Source organism: Geminicoccus flavidas (assembly GCF_009806515.1).
Taxonomy (GTDB): Bacteria; Pseudomonadota; Alphaproteobacteria; order Geminicoccales; family Geminicoccaceae; genus Geminicoccus; species Geminicoccus flavidus.
In genome coordinates this window covers 1-15585 of sequence record NZ_WUJP01000368.1, presented here as the reverse complement: position 1 = coordinate 15585, position 15585 = coordinate 1, and the positions used below count along the sequence as shown (strand labels likewise).

Sequence of the window (15585 nt, the reverse complement as noted above, 5' to 3'; positions counted from 1 at the left end):
AGGCGATCGCCCGGCTGTCCAAGTTCTACATGCACGAATCCTGCGGGCAGTGCACGCCGTGCCGGGAAGGGACCGGCTGGCTGTGGCGGATGATGGAGCGGATGGTGAAGGGCGAGTGCCGCCTGGAGGACATCGACCTCCTGCAGGACGTGACCAAGCAGATCGAGGGCCACACCATCTGCGCGCTGGGCGACGCCGCCGCCTGGCCGGTGCAGGGCCTGATCCGGCATTTCCGGCCGGAACTGGAACGAAGGATCCGCGAGCAGGGCGAAGCCCGGCGGCTGGCGGCTTGAGGACGGGATCGGAACGTTAGTATGCCGAAGCTGACCGTCGACGGGGTCGAAGTCGAGGTGCCGGTCGGATCGACCGTCCTGCAGGCCTGCGAGGCCGCGGGCCGCGAGATTCCGATTTTCTGCTTCCACCCGCGGCTCAACATCGCCGGCAGCTGCCGGATGTGCTTGGTCGAGATGGAGAAGTCGCCCAAGCCGGTGGCGTCCTGCGCCATGCCGGCCGCCGACGGCATGGTGATCAAGACCGACACGCCGCTGGTGCACAAGGCGCGCCGCGGCGTGCTCGAGTTCCTCCTGATCAACCACCCGCTGGACTGCCCGATCTGCGACCAGGGCGGCGAGTGCGACCTGCAGGACATCACCCTGTTCTACGGGCCGGACCATTCCCGCTACACCGAGAACAAGCGCCCGGTCGTCGACAAGTATCTCGGCCCGCTGGTCTCGACGCACATGACGCGCTGCATCCACTGCACGCGCTGCATCCGCTTCCTCGACGAGGTGGCGGGCGTGGAGGAGCTGGGTGCGGTCCAGCGCGGCGAGCACATGGAGATCACCAACTGGATCGAGGCCTCGCTCACCTCCGAGCTGCAGGGCAACATCATCGACCTCTGCCCGGTGGGCGCGCTGAACTCCAAGCCCTACGAGTACAAGGCCCGCACCTGGGAGCTGCGTAAGACCGAATCGATCGACGTCTCGGACGCGGTCGGCTCCAACATCCGCGTGGATGCCCGTGGCAACGAAGTGATGCGGATCGTCCCGCGGCTGCACGAGGGGATCAACGAGGAGTGGCTCTCCGACAAGGGCCGCTTCCTTTATGACGGATTGAAGAAGCGCCGCCTCGACCGGCCGATGGTCCGCCGGGACGGCCAGCTCCAGCCCGCCGACTGGCGCGCGGCTCTGGACGCGGTGGCGACGCGGCTGAAGGGCACAGCGCCCGAGCGAATCGGCTTCGTGATCGGTGACTTGGTCGACGCCGAGACCATGGTGCTGGTCAAGGAGCTGGTGGCCAGGCTCGGCACGCCGAACATCGACTGCCGTCAGGACGGCAGCAGGCTCGGCTATGGTCCGCGTGCCTCCTGGCTGTTCAACAGCACGATCGAAGGCATCGAGCGGGCTGACGCGCTCCTGCTGGTCGGCACCAACCCGCGCCACGAGGCGGCGGTGCTGAACGCCCGGATCCGCAAGCGCACGCGGCAGATCCCGATGCCGGTGGGCCGGATCGGTGCGGCCGGGGTCGACCTGACCTACGAAGTCCAGGACCTTGGTGCGGGCGTGCAGACCCTGTCCGACCTGCTGGCCGGCGAGATCGGCTTTGCCAAGGAGCTGCGCGCCGCCCAGAACCCGATGGTGATCCTGGGCAGCGGGGCCACCGCGCGGGCTGACGGGCTGGCGGTGCTGGACCTGGTGAGCCGGCTGGCCGAGGAATTCGGCGCGATCACCGAGCACTGGAACGGCTTCAACGTCCTTCACCATGCGGCCTCGCGGGTGGCCGGCCTGGACCTGGGCCTGGTGCCGGGGCAGGGCGGGCTGGACGTGGCCGGGATGCTGGCCGGCGGGGTCGACGTCCTGTTCCTGATCGGTGCGGACGAACTGGACCTGTCCGGGCTCAGCCCCGACGTCCAGGTGATCTACCAGGGCCATCATGGCGACCGCTCGGCCCCGCGCGCCGACGTGATCCTGCCGGGTGCCGCCTGGACCGAGAAGCACGGCACCTACGTGAACACCGAGGGCCGGCCGCAGCGGGCCAAGCTCGCGGTCATGCCGCCCGGCGAGGCGCGTGAGGACTGGAAGATCCTGCGCGCACTGTCCGACGTGCTGGACCTGACCGTGCCGCTGGACACGCTGGGTGCGGTGCGGGCGCGGCTGGCCGAGCTGGTTCCGGTCCTGGCGACCCCGGACGTGATCGTGCCGGCGGCCTGGGAACGGGCGGCAGGGCCGGGCGAGCTCGCGTTCGACCGGGCACCCTTCGTGTCGCCGGTCGCCGAGTACTACCAGACCAACGCCATCGCTCGGGCGTCTGGGGTGATGGCGGAATGCACCAAGCTCCGCCTGGCGGAACACTCGATCAAGGCGACCGGGACCCATGGGTGAGCCCCTCCTCGATGCCGTCCTGCGCATCCTGATCATCGTCGGCCAGATCCTGCTGGTCGTGGTGCCGCTGCTCCTGGCCGTGGCCTATCTCACCTATGCCGAACGCAAGGTGATCGGCGCCATGCAGCTGCGCCAGGGGCCGATGACCGTGGGTCCCTTTGGGCTGCTCCAGCCGCTGGCGGACGGTGCCAAGCTGTTCCTCAAGGAAACGGTGATCCCCGCGACCTCCAACAAGGTCGTGTTCATCCTGGCGCCGATGATCACCTTCACGCTGGCCATGATCGGCTGGGCGGTGATCCCGATGGGCGCTGGCCTGGTGATCTCCGACATCAATGTCGGCGTGCTCTATCTGCTGGCGGTGAGCTCGCTGGGTGTCTACGGCATCATCATGGCGGGCTGGGCGTCGAACTCGCGCTACGCCTTCCTGGGTGCGCTGCGCAGTTCCGCGCAGATGATCTCCTACGAGATCTCGATCGGCCTGATCATCGTGACCGTGCTGCTCTGCGCCGGCTCACTCAATCTCAGCACGATCGTCGAGGCGCAGCGGGGCCTGTGGTACTTCATCCCGCACTTCCCGATGTTCATGCTGTTCCTCGCCTCGATCCTGGCGGAAACGAACCGGCACCCGTTCGACCTGCCTGAGGACGAGGCGACCCTGGTCACCGGCTACAACGTCGAATACTCGTCGATGGCGTTCGCGCTGTTCTTCCTCGGCGAGTACGCGAACATGATCCTGATGAGCGCCATCGCCTCGATCCTGTTCCTGGGCGGCTGGCTGCCACCGTTCGACATCGCGCCCTTGAACTGGGTGCCCGGCCCGATCTGGTTCATCCTCAAGATCTGCCTGGTGCTGTTCGTGTTCATCTGGGCCCGGGCGACGCTGCCGCGCTACCGCTACGACCAGCTCATGCGGCTGGGCTGGAAGGTGTTCCTGCCCCTGTCGCTGCTCTGGGTGGTGCTGACCTCGGGCTTCCTGGTGGCGTTCGACCTGCTGCCGAATTGAGACGGTCGCTTTAAGCGACGACCTTGTTGCCGAATGGATGCGGCGCCGGGCGACCCAAGGACGGGTCGCCGACGGCCGACATGGGATGTGGGGATCGACAGGACATGACCGCACTCGACCGGGCGGCGCGCACCTTCCTCTGGCAGGAACTGGTCCAGGGCTTCGCGCTGACCCTGCGCTACATGTTCAAGAAGAAGGTGACGATCAACTATCCCTACGAGAAGGGGCCGCTCAGCCCGCGCTTCCGTGGCGAGCACGTCCTGCGCCGCTATCCCAACGGCGAGGAGCGCTGCATCGCCTGCAAGCTGTGCGAGGCGGTGTGCCCGGCCCAGTGCATCGTGATCGAATCGGAGCCGCGCGCGGACGGCAGCCGCCGGACCACCCGCTACGACATCGACATGACCAAGTGCATCTATTGCGGCTTCTGTGAGGAGGCCTGCCCCGTCGACGCGATCGTGCTGGGCCCGAACTTCGAGTTCGCGACCGAGACGCGCGAGGAGCTGTTCTACAACAAGGCGAGGCTGCTCTCGAACGGCGACCGTTGGGAGCGCGAGATCGCGGCCAATCTCGCCGCCGACGCGCCGTACCGCTGAGCATGGTGCGCGAACGACATAGACCGGCCGGCCCTGGCCCCGTGGTTGGTGAGCGATGACGATCGAACTGGCTCTGTTCTACCTGCTGTCGGCCGTGACGGTCGGGTGCGCCGTGATGGTGATCGCCTCACGCAATCCGGTCCATTCCGTGCTGTTCCTGATCCTGGCCTTCTTCAACTCGGCGGGCCTGTTCCTCCTGCTGGGGGCCGAGTTCCTGGCGATGATCCTGGTGGTCGTCTACGTGGGCGCGGTGGCGGTCCTGTTCCTGTTCGTCGTCATGATGCTCGACGTGAACTTCCGGCGGCTGCGCGAGGGCGCCAGGCTCTACTGGCCGATCGGTGCGCTGGTGGGTGTGATCCTCCTGGCCGAGCTGATCCTGGTCACCGGCGGCTGGGCGTTTGCCGGCGGGTTCCAGACCGCGGCACCGATCCCGAGCGATCCGTCCGTCACCAACACCGAGGCGCTGGGGCGGGTGCTCTATACCGACTATGTCTACCTGTTTCAGATTGCCGGCGTGATCCTGCTGGTGGCGATCATCGGCGCCATCATGCTGACCCTGCGCCCGCGCGGCGCGTTGCGGCGCCAGGACATCGCCCAGCAGGTCCATCGCCGGCCGCAAGACACAGTCGAGTTGCGTAAGGTCGACACCGGGGCAGGCGTGTGATGGCGATTCCTCTTTCACATTTCCTGACGCTGGCCGCGATCCTGTTCACGCTGGGCGTGTTCGGCATCTTCCTGAACCGGAAGAACGTCATCATCATCCTGATGTCGATCGAGCTGATCCTGCTCTCGGTCAACATCAACTTCGTGGCATTCTCGGCCCATCTGAACGACCTGGTCGGACAGGTGTTCACGATGTTCGTCCTGACCGTCGCTGCCGCCGAGGCGGCGATCGGTCTGGCGATCGTCGTGGTCTACTTCCGCAACCGCGGCAGTATCGAGGTCGAGGACATCAACCTGATGCGGGGCTGAGCGGGCGATGCTCTACACGATCCTGGTGTTCGCGCCGCTCGTCGGCGCCCTGATCGCCGGCCTGTTCGGCCGCATGATCGGCGACCGCGCGTCGCAGGTGGTGACCTGCGGGTTCATGGCGCTGTCCGCCGCCTGCGCGATTGCGAGCTTCTTCCTCAACATCTATGGCGAGCCGTTCAAGGTCATCCTGTTCGACTGGATCGTGGTCGGCTCGTTCGACACCCAGTGGGCGCTTCGGATCGACGGGCTGTCCGCCAGCATGATGCTGGTGGTGAGCTTCATCAGCTTCCTGATCCACGTCTACTCGGTCGGCTACATGGCCGAGGACGCCTCGATCCCTCGCTTCATGTCGTATCTGTCGCTGTTCACCTTCGCCATGCTGATGCTGGTGACCAGCGACAACCTCATCCAGCTGTTCTTTGGCTGGGAAGGGGTGGGCCTGGCCTCCTACCTGCTGATCGGCTTCTGGTACGACCGGGCTTCCGCCTGCGCTGCCGCGATGAAGGCCTTCATCGTCAACCGCATCGGCGACTTCGGCCTCATCCTGGGCATCGCCGCCTGCTACCTCGTGTTCGACAGCGTCCAGTATGACGTGATCTTCGCCGAGGCCGCGAAGTTCGCCGACAGCACGATCGTGGTGTTCAGCTACGAGTTCAACACGCTCACCATCATCGGCGTGCTGCTGTTCATCGGTGCCATGGGCAAGTCGGCCCAGCTCGGCCTGCACACTTGGCTGCCCGACGCGATGGAGGGCCCGACCCCGGTCTCGGCGCTGATCCATGCCGCGACCATGGTGACCGCCGGCGTGTTCCTGGTGGCGCGCTTCAGCCCGCTCTACGAGTACGCACCGACCGCGCTGGCGATGGTCGCCTTCATTGGCGCTTCCACCGCCTTCTTCGCTGCCACGATCGGCATGGTGCAGAACGACATCAAGCGGGTGATCGCGTATTCGACCTGCTCGCAGCTGGGCTACATGTTCTTCGCCTGCGGCGTGTCGGCCTACAGCGCCGGTGTCTTCCACCTGTTCACCCACGCCTTCTTCAAGGCCCTCCTGTTCCTGGGTGCCGGCTCGGTGATCCATGCCATGCACCACGAGCAGGACATGCGGAAGATGGGCGGGATCTGGAACAAGATCCCGGTCACTTACGCGATGATGTGGATCGGCTCGCTGGCGCTGATGGGCATCCCGTTCTTCGCCGGCTACTACTCCAAGGACGCCATCCTGGAGGCGGCCTGGGCCTCCCACGCGCCGTTCGCCGGCTACGCCTTCTGGCTGGGCATCGGCGCGGCCTTCCTGACCGCCTTCTATTCGGGCCGCCTGCTCTGGCTGACCTTCCACGGAGCGCCCCGGGCCGACCATCACACGATGGAGCATGTCCACGAGAGCCCGATGGTCATGCTGGTCCCGCTGTTCTGCCTGGCCGGTGGCGCCCTGTTCGCCGGCTGGTTGGCCCAGGGCATGATCGCGCCCGAGGCCACCTGGTGGAGCGGTGCGATCTTCATGCGCGAGCACCCCAACATTCTGGAGGAGATGCACCACGTCCCGGCACTGGTGAAGTTCGCGCCGCTGATCGTGGGTGTGGCCGGCTTCGGCCTGTCCTTCGTGCTCTACCTGCTGGTGCCGAGCGTGCCAGGCCGGATCGCTGCGGCCCTCCGCCCGGTCTACCTGTTCCTGCTGAACAAGTGGTACTTCGACGAGCTCTATGACCGGATCTTCGTCCAGCCGGCAAAGGCGGTCGGCTCCGTGTTCTGGCGGGGCGGCGACGGGCTGGTCATCGACGGATTCGGGCCGGACGGGGTGGCTGCTGCCACCAGCCGGCTCGCCCGCCAGACCGCCCGGCTGCAGACCGGCTATGTCTACCACTACGCCTTTGCCATGCTGATCGGCGTCGCCGCGCTGGTCACCTGGTACCTGTTCTTCGTGCGCTGAGGGATCTCATGAGCGACTGGCCACTCCTCTCGCTGGTGACGTTCCTCCCGCTCCTGGGGGCAGCGATCATCCTGGTGATCCGCGGCGACGGCGAGGTGGTGATCCGCAACGCCCGCAGCGTCGCCCTGTGGACGTCGGGGGTCACCTTCCTCCTGTCCCTGTTCCTGGTGGCGGGCTTCGACCCGACCCAGCCGGGCTTCCAGTTCGTCGAGCGCGCCCAGTGGCTGCCGGGCCTGGGCATCGAGTATCATATGGGGATCGACGGGATCTCCTTGTGGTTCATCCCGCTCTCCGCCCTGCTGACCGTGCTGGTGGTGGTCGGCTCCTGGTACTCGGTGGAGCACCGGGTCAAGGAGTACATGGTCGCCTTCCTGGTGATGGACAGCCTGATGATCGGCGTGTTCTGCGCGCTCGACATGGTGCTGTTCTACGTGTTCTTCGAGGCGATCCTGATCCCGATGTACCTGATCATCGGCATCTGGGGCGGCCCGCGGCGGATCTACGCCTCGTTCAAGTTCTTCCTCTACACGCTGGCGGGCTCGGTCCTGTTCCTGATCGCGGTGCTGGCGATCTACCTGGAGACCGGCACCACTGATCTCGCGGTCCTGCAGAGCGCCGAGATCCCGCTGTCGATGCAGTACTGGCTGTGGATCGCCATGTTCGCGGCGTTCGCGGTCAAGGTGCCGATGTGGCCGTTCCATACCTGGCTGCCGGACGCCCATGTCGAGGCGCCGACCGGCGGCTCAGTCCTGCTGGCGGGCGTGCTGCTCAAGCTCGGCGGCTACGGCTTTTTGCGCTTCTCCGTGCCGATGCTGCCCGAGGCCTCGGCCTATTTCGCGCCCTTCGTGTTCGCGCTCTCCGCCATTGCGGTGGTCTACACCTCGCTGGTGGCGCTGGTGCAGCAGGACATGAAGAAGCTGATCGCCTACTCCTCGGTGGCCCATATGGGCCTGGTGACGATCGGCTGCTTCACCCCCAACGCGCTGGGCATCCAGGGCAGCGTCGTGCAGATGCTCTCGCACGGCGTCGTCTCGGCGGCTCTCTTCATGGTGGTGGGCGTGGTCTATGACCGGATCCACAGCCGCGAGATCGCGCGCTATGGCGGGCTGGCCGACCGGATGCCGATCTATGCCGTGATCTTCCTGTTCTTCAGCATGGCCTCGGTGGGCCTGCCGGGCACGTCGGGCTTCGTTGGCGAGGTCATGGTCATCGTCGGCGTGTTCCAGGTGAACAGCTGGGTGGCGGCGTTCGCCGCAACCGGCATGATCCTGGGCGCTGCCTACATGCTCTGGCTCTACCGGCGGGTCATCTTCGGCACCATCACCCGCGACGACCTGAAGTCGATCAAGGACCTGCGCTGGAATGAGATGGTGGCCTTCGCGCCGCTCGTGTTCCTGACGCTGTGGCTGGGCATCTACCCGGTCTTCTTCACCCGGCCGATGGAGCCGGCCGTGGCCCACCTGATCCAGCAGACCCAGACGGTGGACACCGCCGCCGTCGCCGACGAGTGAGCGGCAAGGAACCAGAACCATGACCCCAGCACCGCTCCTCGACCTGATGCCGGCTCTGCCGGAATTCCTCCTGCTGCTGGCCGGGCTGATCTTCCTGGTGGTCGGCGTCCTGCGCGAGGGGGACGGCGTCCGGCTGATCGGCCCCCTGAGCGCGATGTCGCTCCTGATCGCCGCCGCGATCATCCTGGCCTCGGACAAGACAGCGGCCGACACGTTCGGCGGCCATTTCCGGATGGACGCGTTCGCCGCCTTCCTCAAGGTCCTGATCTTCGTCGGCGTGGCCGGCGCCATCCTGGTCTCCCAGAACTTCCTGGAAGACGAGCGCATCGCGCGGTTCGAGTTCCCGCTGCTGGCATTGTTCGGCGCGCTGGGCATGGGGATGATGGTCTCGGCCAACAGCTTCCTCGCCCTGTACATGAGCCTGGAGCTGCAGAGCCTGTCGGTCTACGTGCTGGCGGCTGGCCATCGCGACACGCTGCGCTCGACGGAAGCCGGTCTGAAGTACTTCATCCTGGGCTCGCTAGCGTCCGGTCTGCTGCTCTACGGCATCTCGCTGGTCTATGGCTTCACCGGCACGGTGATGTTCGACCAGATCGGCAGCCTCCTGCGCGACGAGAACGCGTCGCTCTCGGCCGGTGCCCTGGTGGGCCTGGTCTTCATCGCCGCGGGCATCTGCTTCAAGCTGGGCGTGGTGCCGTTCCACATGTGGACGCCCGACGTCTACGAGGGCGCGCCTACACCGATCGGCGCCTATATTGCCTCGGCACCCAAGCTCGCGGCCATGGGGCTGCTGCTGCGCGTCCTGATCGACCCGTTCGGCGCCTGGGTCGACCAGTGGCAGCAGATCATCGTGTTCGTCGCGATCGCGTCGATGCTGCTGGGCGCGTTCGCCGCGATCATGCAGTCCAACTTCAAGCGGCTGATGGCCTATTCCGGCATCGCGAACATCGGCTACGCCCTGGTGGGCCTGGCGGCGGGCACGCGAGACGGCGTGGACGGCGTGCTGGTGTTCATGGCGATCTACATGGTCATGACGCTCGGCACGTTCGCCTGCATCCTGGCGATGCGCCGCCAGGGCAGCTATGTCGAGGACATCAACGAGCTGGCCGGCCTGTCGCGCCGCCAGCCGGTCCTGGCCATGATCCTGACCGTCCTGATGTTCTCGCTGGCCGGCATTCCGCCCACGGCCGGCTTCTTCGGCAAGTTCTACGTCTTCAAGGCGGCGATCGACGCGGACTTGACCTGGCTCGCGGTGATCGGCCTGCTCTCCAGCGTGGTGGCCTGCTACTATTACCTGCGGATCGTGAAGCTGGTCTGGTTCGACCAAGCAGCCGAGCCGTTCGACCTGCCGCTGCGGCCGGCCATCGGTGCCGTGGCTGGCATTTCGGCGATCCTCCTGATCGTGGCGGTGCTGGCGATCAACCCGCTGTTCGCCAGTGCCGGGATCGCGGCGAGTGCCATCTTCCACTGACAGGGCGGGGGCGGGTCCGATCTGGCGGATCGAGCGCTACGGGGAGCTGCCCAGCACCATGGACCTGGTGCGCGAGCGCGCCAGGGCCGGGGCCGGGGAGGGGCTGGTGGTGGTGGCCGGGCGGCAGACCGCCGGCCGGGGCCGCCACGGCCGGGGCTGGACCTCGCCTGCGGGCAATCTCTATCTGACCCTGCTGCTGCGTCCCGGCCGCCCGGCCATCGCGGTGGCGGGGCTGGCGCTGGTGGCCGGCCTCTCGCTGGCCGAGGCCTGTGCGGCCCTCGGCGCCCCGCCGGGCCGCCTTCACCTGAAATGGCCGAACGACCTGGTGCTGGACGGGGCCAAGCTGGCCGGGATCCTGCTCGAATCGGAATCAGGATCCGGCCAGCAGTTGGACTGGGTCTCGATCGGCATGGGCGTGAACGTCGCCAGCGCGCCGGCCCTCCCGGACCGACCGAGTGCTGCGCTGACCGACCTCCTGCCGAACGCGGAGTCCGGCGCGCTGGAAGCGCTGCTGCTGGAGCACCTTGCGCGGAACTACCTAGCCTGGCGCCAGGATGGCATGGCGGCGATCACCGGTCGCTGGAGTGCCTACGGCCTTCCACCCGGCACGCCGATCCTGATCCGGCCGGGGCGGGACGTGCTGAGCGGAACCTATGTCGGCATCGACGGCGAGGGCGCGCTCCTGGTCGATACCGGCCGGCTGCAGCGGGTCACGGCCGGCGAAGTCCTGTTCGCGGGCGAAGCCTTGGCAGGATCCGCCACAACGGCGTAGAAGGCGGCAGGAGTGAATGCCGTCCATGCCTCGTGCCATCGCCGCCGGCCCTGCCGTCCCGCCGTCCCGGAGTCGGCGGGGCCGTGAGCCGACCGGCAGTCAGCGACGCTGCTGCGACGATCGCCATCTTGCCGAAGTCCGATCGGCATCCCACTTCGCCATCCTGCCGGCCATGCCGCCCGGCCAGCCCTATTCGGCCTGTCTCCACTGGTGCGCCGATGGTCAGCGCGGAGGATCGCTCCTGATCCGACCCCGCCGTCCGCGCACGGAGCCCGGCCGCCTGCCCATGTGGACCCGGACCCGCTTTCGTCCGGGATTGTGAAAACGCGAACGGACGAGACCGACACCAAGTGATGCATCCAACTGAGAACACCCCGGGCCTGCGCTTCATCCCTCTCGGGGGCGTGGGCGAGATCGGCATGAACACCGCGCTCTACGGCGTGGATGGCCAGTGGCTGATGGTCGACCTCGGCATCAGCTTTGCCGACGAGAGCCTGCCGGGCGTGGACATCATCCTGCCCGACATCGGCTTCGCCGAGCGCCTGCCTGAGCTGGAGGGCCTGGTGATCACCCACGCCCATGAGGACCATTATGGCGGGGTGCCCTATCTCTGGCCCAGGCTGCGCTGCCCGATCTGGTGCACGCCGTTCGTGGCAGCGGCGCTCGAGCGCAAGCTGGACGACGTGCCGTTCGGCCGCGAGGTCCAGATCAACATCGTCGAGCCCGGCCACCGCTTCCGCGTCGGCGCGTTCGAGCTGAGCTTCATCCACGTGACCCACTCGGTGCCGGACGCCAACGCCCTGGTGTTGCACACGGAGTACGGCAACGTCCTGCACACGGGCGACTGGAAGCTCGACCCCGAGCCCCTGGTGGGTGCCCGCACGCCCATCGACCAGCTCACCGAGCTCGGCCGGGACGGGGTGCTGGCCATGCTGGGCGACAGCACCAACGCGCTGCGGCCAGGCGACAGCGGTTCGGAAGCCGAGGTCCGCGACAGCCTGATCGAGCTGGTGGGCCGGCAGAAGAAGCGGGTGCTGCTCACCACCTTCTCCTCCAACATCGCCCGGATCGGCTCGATGCTCCAGGCGGCCAAGGCCACCGGGCGCATTCCGGCGATCGTCGGGCGCTCCATGCTGCGGATGCTGGAGGCGGCCCGCGAGGTTGGTTACCTGGAGGATGCGCCGCGTCCGATCGACGCGCGCGAGGCGGCCTCGCTGCAGCGCGACAAAGTCCTCTTGATCTGCACCGGCAGCCAGGGCGAGCCGCGCTCGGCTCTGGCCCGGATCGCCGGCAACAGCCATCCCTTCATCAAGCTGGAGGCGGGCGACACCGCGATCTTCAGCTCCAAGATCATCCCGGGCAACGAGCGCAAGCTCTACGACATGCACAACCAGCTCGTGCGCAACGGCGTGGAGGTGATCACCGAGGAGGACCATTTCGTCCATGTCTCGGGTCACCCCTCGCGCGATGAGCTGGAGCGGATGATCCGCTGGATCCGGCCGAAGATCCTGGTGCCGGTGCATGGCGAGCCGCGCCATCTGCGCGCCCATCACGAGCTGGCCAGGACGCTTGGGGTGCCGAACCCGATCCGGATCGACAATGGCGACGTCTTGATGCTGGCGCCTGGCGACGCGCGCGTGGTCGATTCGGTGCCGACTGGCCGACTCGCTTTGGATTCCAACCGGATCCGCGGCGTGGGCGACGAGCTGTTCCGCACGCGGCGCCGCCTGATGAACCATGGTACCATCATGGTGAGCTTGGTGCTGGACGGCTATGGCAGCGTGTTGGCCCCGCCGATCGTGGCCGATCTGGGGGCGGGCGACCATGCGCCGCAGAGTGCCGGGCGCGATGTGATCGACGCGGTAGTGGCGGCGGTGGAAGCACTCTCGGACGATGATGCCGCACAGGACGAGCGGGTGAAGGACGCCGTGCGCACGGCGGTCCGCCAAGCCTTCGTCCTGCCGCGCGACCGGCGGCCGATCATCGAGGTGCAGGTTACTCGCCTGGACAACCGCACCCTCGACGCGCTGGAGGACGACTGACCGATGCAGCTCGGCCGGCTGAACCATGTCGCGATCGCCGTGCCCAACCTCCAGGCAGCGCGGGCCCGCTGGCGCGACCTCCTGGGGGCCGAGGTCTCGAACGTCCAGGACCTGCCCGAGCACGGCGTGCAGGTGGTGTTCGTCACACTGCCCAACACCAAGATCGAGCTCCTGGGCGTGCTAGGCGAGCAGTCGCCGATCGCGGCCTTTCTCGCCAGGAACCCGGGCGGCGGCATTCACCATATCTGCCACGAGGTCGATGACCTGATGGCCGCCAGCACCCGGCTGCAGGCCGCGGGTGCCAGGGTGCTGGGCGACGGTCGGCCGAAGATCGGCGCGCATGGCAAGCCCGTCCTGTTCCTCCATCCCAAGGACATGGACGGGGCGCTGGTCGAGCTCGAAGAGGCCTGAGCCGGCACCGATCCACACGCAGACGGAACATGACCCTCTTCGAACTTCTCGTCAGCTATGTCATCGCCTGGTGGATGATCTTCTTCATGGCCCTTCCGTTCGGTGCCCAGCCGCCCGACGCGCCGGGACGCGGCCATGCCGAGAGCGCCCCCGCGCAGCCGCGGCTGTGGACCAAGGCGGCGGTTACCACCGTGCTGGCGGCGCTCGCGGTGTGGGCGTTCCACTGGTTCCTGACCTCCGGGATCGTCACGTTGCGCGGCTGACTCGCTCTGCTCCGCCGGTGCCTCGGCCTTTTCCCGCGGCACTCCCGGCCTAGCTTGGTGGCCAGGAGTGCAATCTTGGGAGATCTGGTCGATGAATCGTGTTGCCCTGGTCGCCTCGGCGGTGCTGCTGGCCGCCTGCGGGACGGTGGATGCCAACGATGCACAGCGAAGTGACGACGTGACGGGCAACCTGTCCGCTACCGGTGCCGAGGCCGCGGCCCGGCCCGGCCGCGCGCCGGTCGAGACCAGCCCACCCAATGCCCCTCACCAGGATCCGGCCTTTGCCGGCCAGACCAGGGCGCCGGCGGCCGAGCCGACTGAGGTCGAAGTCACGGCCGTCGTGGATGGCCTGACCAGTGCCTGGGCGCTCGAGTTCCTGCCGGACGGAAGGATGCTGGTCACCGAGAAAGTCGGCACCATGCGGATCCTGCCGGCCGGCGGTGGGCAGGGAATCGAGGTCACGGGCGTGCCCGAGGTCGACGCGCGCGGGCAGGGCGGGCTCCTGGATGTAGCGCTGAGCCCGGGCTTTGCCGAGGACCGGCTGATCTATTTCAGCTTCTCCGAGCCGCGCGAAGGCGGCAACGGCACGACCCTGGCGCGCGCCCGCCTGAGCGAGCAGGGTGGCACCGCGGCGCTGGAGGATGTCGAGATCCTGTTCCGGCAGATGCCGACCTGGCAGTCGACCAGGCATTATGGCTCCCGGATCGTGTTCACGCCGGACGACAAGCTGTTCCTCGTCCTGGGCGAGCGCTCTGATCCTGAGCCCAGGGTACAGTCGCAATGGCTGAACAGCCATTTCGGCAAGGTGATCCGGCTGAACCTCGACGGATCGGTCCCGGACGACAACCCGTTCGTCGGGCAGGAGGGTGCCCAGCCGGAGATCTGGTCCTACGGTCACCGCAACGTGCAGTCCGCGACCCTGGATGGCCAGGATCGTCTGTGGATCGTCGAGCACGGGCCAAGGGGCGGCGACGAGCTGAATCAGCCGCAGCCTGGCAAGAATTATGGCTGGCCGGTGATCACCTACGGCCTCGAATATTCGGGCCGGCCGGTCGGCGAGAGCATCACCGCCAAGGAGGGGATGGAGCAGCCGGTCTATTACTGGGACCCGGTGATCGCTCCGTCCGGCATGGCCCATTATGATGCCGACCTGTTCCCGGAGTGGCGGGGCAGCATGCTGATCGGCGGGCTGGCCACGCAGGGGCTGGTGCGGCTGACCCTGGACGGCGACCGCGTGGCCAGCGAGGAGCGCATCGATCTCGGCCACCGGATCCGCGACGTGAAGGTCGGGCCGGACGGGGCGGTCTATGCCGTCACCGACCGGGCTGGCGGGCAGATCCTGAGGGTCGCGCCCGACAGCGAGTCCTGACGGACACCCGGCGGGGGGTAACGGGATGCAAACGGATGGCGTGCTAGCTTGCCTTTCGTTGCGGCAGGCCACGCCCACCCCTATGGTCCGCCCGTCAAGGAAGCCCACGAGCATCGAGTTCCCATGCGTCTTTCCCGCTACTTCCTGCCGGTTCTCAAAGAGGTGCCGGCCGAGGCCGAGATCGTCAGCCATCAGCTCATGCTGCGGGCCGGGATGATCCAGCAGCTCCAGGCCGGCATCTACAACTGGCTGCCGCTCGGTTGGAACGTCCTGCAGAAGGTCGAGCAGATCGTGCGCGAGGAGCAGAACCGCGCAGGCGCCATCGAAATCCTGATGCCGACCATCCAGCCGGCGAGCTTGTGGCGGGAAAGCGGGCGCTACGACGCCTATGGCAAGGAGATGCTGCGCATCAAGGATCGCGGCGAGCGGGAGATGCTGTTCGGGCCGACCAACGAGGAGAACGTCACCGACATCTTCCGCAAGCATGTGCGCAGCTACCGGCAGCTGCCGCTCAACCTCTACCACATCCAGTGGAAGTTCCGCGACGAGGTCCGCCCGCGCTTCGGCGTGATGCGCGGGCGCGAGTTCCTGATGAAGGACGCCTATTCCTTCGACCTGGACCTCGAAGCCGGGGCGGCGGCGTTCGACCGGATGTTCGTGGCCTATCTCAAGACCTTCAAGCGGATGGGGCTGACCGCCATCCCGATGCGCGCCGAATCCGGCCCGATCGGCGGCAACATGTCCTACGAGTTCCAGATCCTGGCGCAGACCGGCGAGAGTGCGGTCTATTTCGACCAGGCGTTCGAGGAGATCGACTTCTCCGCCGACGACCTGGACGTGGGGGAGCTGAAGAAGCTCTACGCGGCG

Annotated in this window: 15 protein-coding genes; all 15 read left to right on the top strand. The window is 67.1% G+C overall.

The genetic code is table 11. The features are described from left to right. Positions 1–293 (top strand): NADH-ubiquinone oxidoreductase-F iron-sulfur binding region domain-containing protein (locus tag EQG76_RS10430; protein ID WP_321573444.1); only part of this gene is annotated, 293 nt, incomplete at its 5' end. A 21-nt stretch (positions 294–314) separates the two neighbouring features. Further along, positions 315–2381, top strand: a complete 2067-nt coding sequence (nuoG, locus tag EQG76_RS10425; RefSeq protein ID WP_159713119.1) for an NADH-quinone oxidoreductase subunit NuoG — start codon at positions 315–317, stop codon at positions 2379–2381. Beyond that, positions 2374–3384, top strand: coding sequence for an NADH-quinone oxidoreductase subunit NuoH (gene nuoH, locus EQG76_RS10420; RefSeq protein WP_159713117.1), 1011 nt, complete (start codon positions 2374–2376; stop codon positions 3382–3384). The genes nuoG and nuoH overlap by 8 nt, the downstream gene beginning before the upstream one ends. A 104-nt stretch (positions 3385–3488) precedes the next feature. Further along, positions 3489–3977 (top strand): NADH-quinone oxidoreductase subunit NuoI, encoded by a 489-nt coding sequence (gene nuoI / locus EQG76_RS10415; RefSeq protein ID WP_159713115.1) that lies wholly within the window; start codon positions 3489–3491, stop codon positions 3975–3977. A gap of 55 nt (positions 3978–4032) precedes the next feature. After that, entirely contained in the window at positions 4033–4641 is a 609-nt protein-coding gene (locus EQG76_RS10410; RefSeq protein WP_159713113.1) for an NADH-quinone oxidoreductase subunit J, read from the top strand. Then, positions 4641–4949, top strand: a complete 309-nt coding sequence (gene nuoK, locus EQG76_RS10405; RefSeq protein WP_159713111.1) for an NADH-quinone oxidoreductase subunit NuoK — start codon at positions 4641–4643, stop codon at positions 4947–4949. The genes EQG76_RS10410 and nuoK overlap by 1 nt, the downstream gene beginning before the upstream one ends. A 7-nt stretch (positions 4950–4956) precedes the next feature. Then, positions 4957–6879 (top strand): NADH-quinone oxidoreductase subunit L, encoded by a 1923-nt coding sequence (nuoL, locus tag EQG76_RS10400; protein WP_159713109.1) that lies wholly within the window; start codon positions 4957–4959, stop codon positions 6877–6879. 8 nt (positions 6880–6887) lie between these two features. Then, positions 6888–8390 carry an NADH-quinone oxidoreductase subunit M gene (locus EQG76_RS10395; RefSeq protein WP_159713107.1) on the top strand — a complete coding sequence of 501 codons (1503 nt, stop codon included), beginning with the start codon at positions 6888–6890 and terminating at the stop codon, positions 8388–8390. A gap of 19 nt (positions 8391–8409) precedes the next feature. Then, positions 8410–9861, top strand: coding sequence for an NADH-quinone oxidoreductase subunit NuoN (nuoN, locus tag EQG76_RS10390; RefSeq protein WP_159713105.1), 1452 nt, complete (start codon positions 8410–8412; stop codon positions 9859–9861). Continuing rightward, positions 9845–10633, top strand: coding sequence for a biotin--[acetyl-CoA-carboxylase] ligase (locus EQG76_RS10385; protein ID WP_159713103.1), 789 nt, complete (start codon positions 9845–9847; stop codon positions 10631–10633). Before nuoN ends, EQG76_RS10385 begins: the two co-directional genes overlap by 17 nt. A 353-nt stretch (positions 10634–10986) precedes the next feature. After that, on the top strand, positions 10987–12675 hold the full coding sequence (locus EQG76_RS10380; RefSeq protein WP_159713121.1) for a ribonuclease J: 1689 nt from the start codon (positions 10987–10989) through the stop codon (positions 12673–12675). A 3-nt stretch (positions 12676–12678) separates the two neighbouring features. Beyond that, a complete protein-coding gene (gene mce, locus EQG76_RS10375; RefSeq protein WP_159713101.1) occupies positions 12679–13086 on the top strand; it encodes a methylmalonyl-CoA epimerase in 408 nt (135 codons plus the stop codon). A gap of 29 nt (positions 13087–13115) precedes the next feature. Further along, on the top strand, positions 13116–13349 hold the full coding sequence (locus tag EQG76_RS10370; RefSeq protein WP_159713099.1) for a DUF1467 family protein: 234 nt from the start codon (positions 13116–13118) through the stop codon (positions 13347–13349). 91 nt (positions 13350–13440) lie between these two features. Next, complete coding sequence (locus EQG76_RS10365; protein ID WP_159713097.1) at positions 13441–14718, top strand: PQQ-dependent sugar dehydrogenase; 1278 nt, start codon at positions 13441–13443, stop codon at positions 14716–14718. Positions 14719–14841: 123 nt separating this feature from the next. Beyond that, on the top strand, positions 14842–15585 hold a 744-nt coding region (gene proS, locus EQG76_RS10360), incomplete at its 3' end, for a proline--tRNA ligase (protein WP_159713095.1).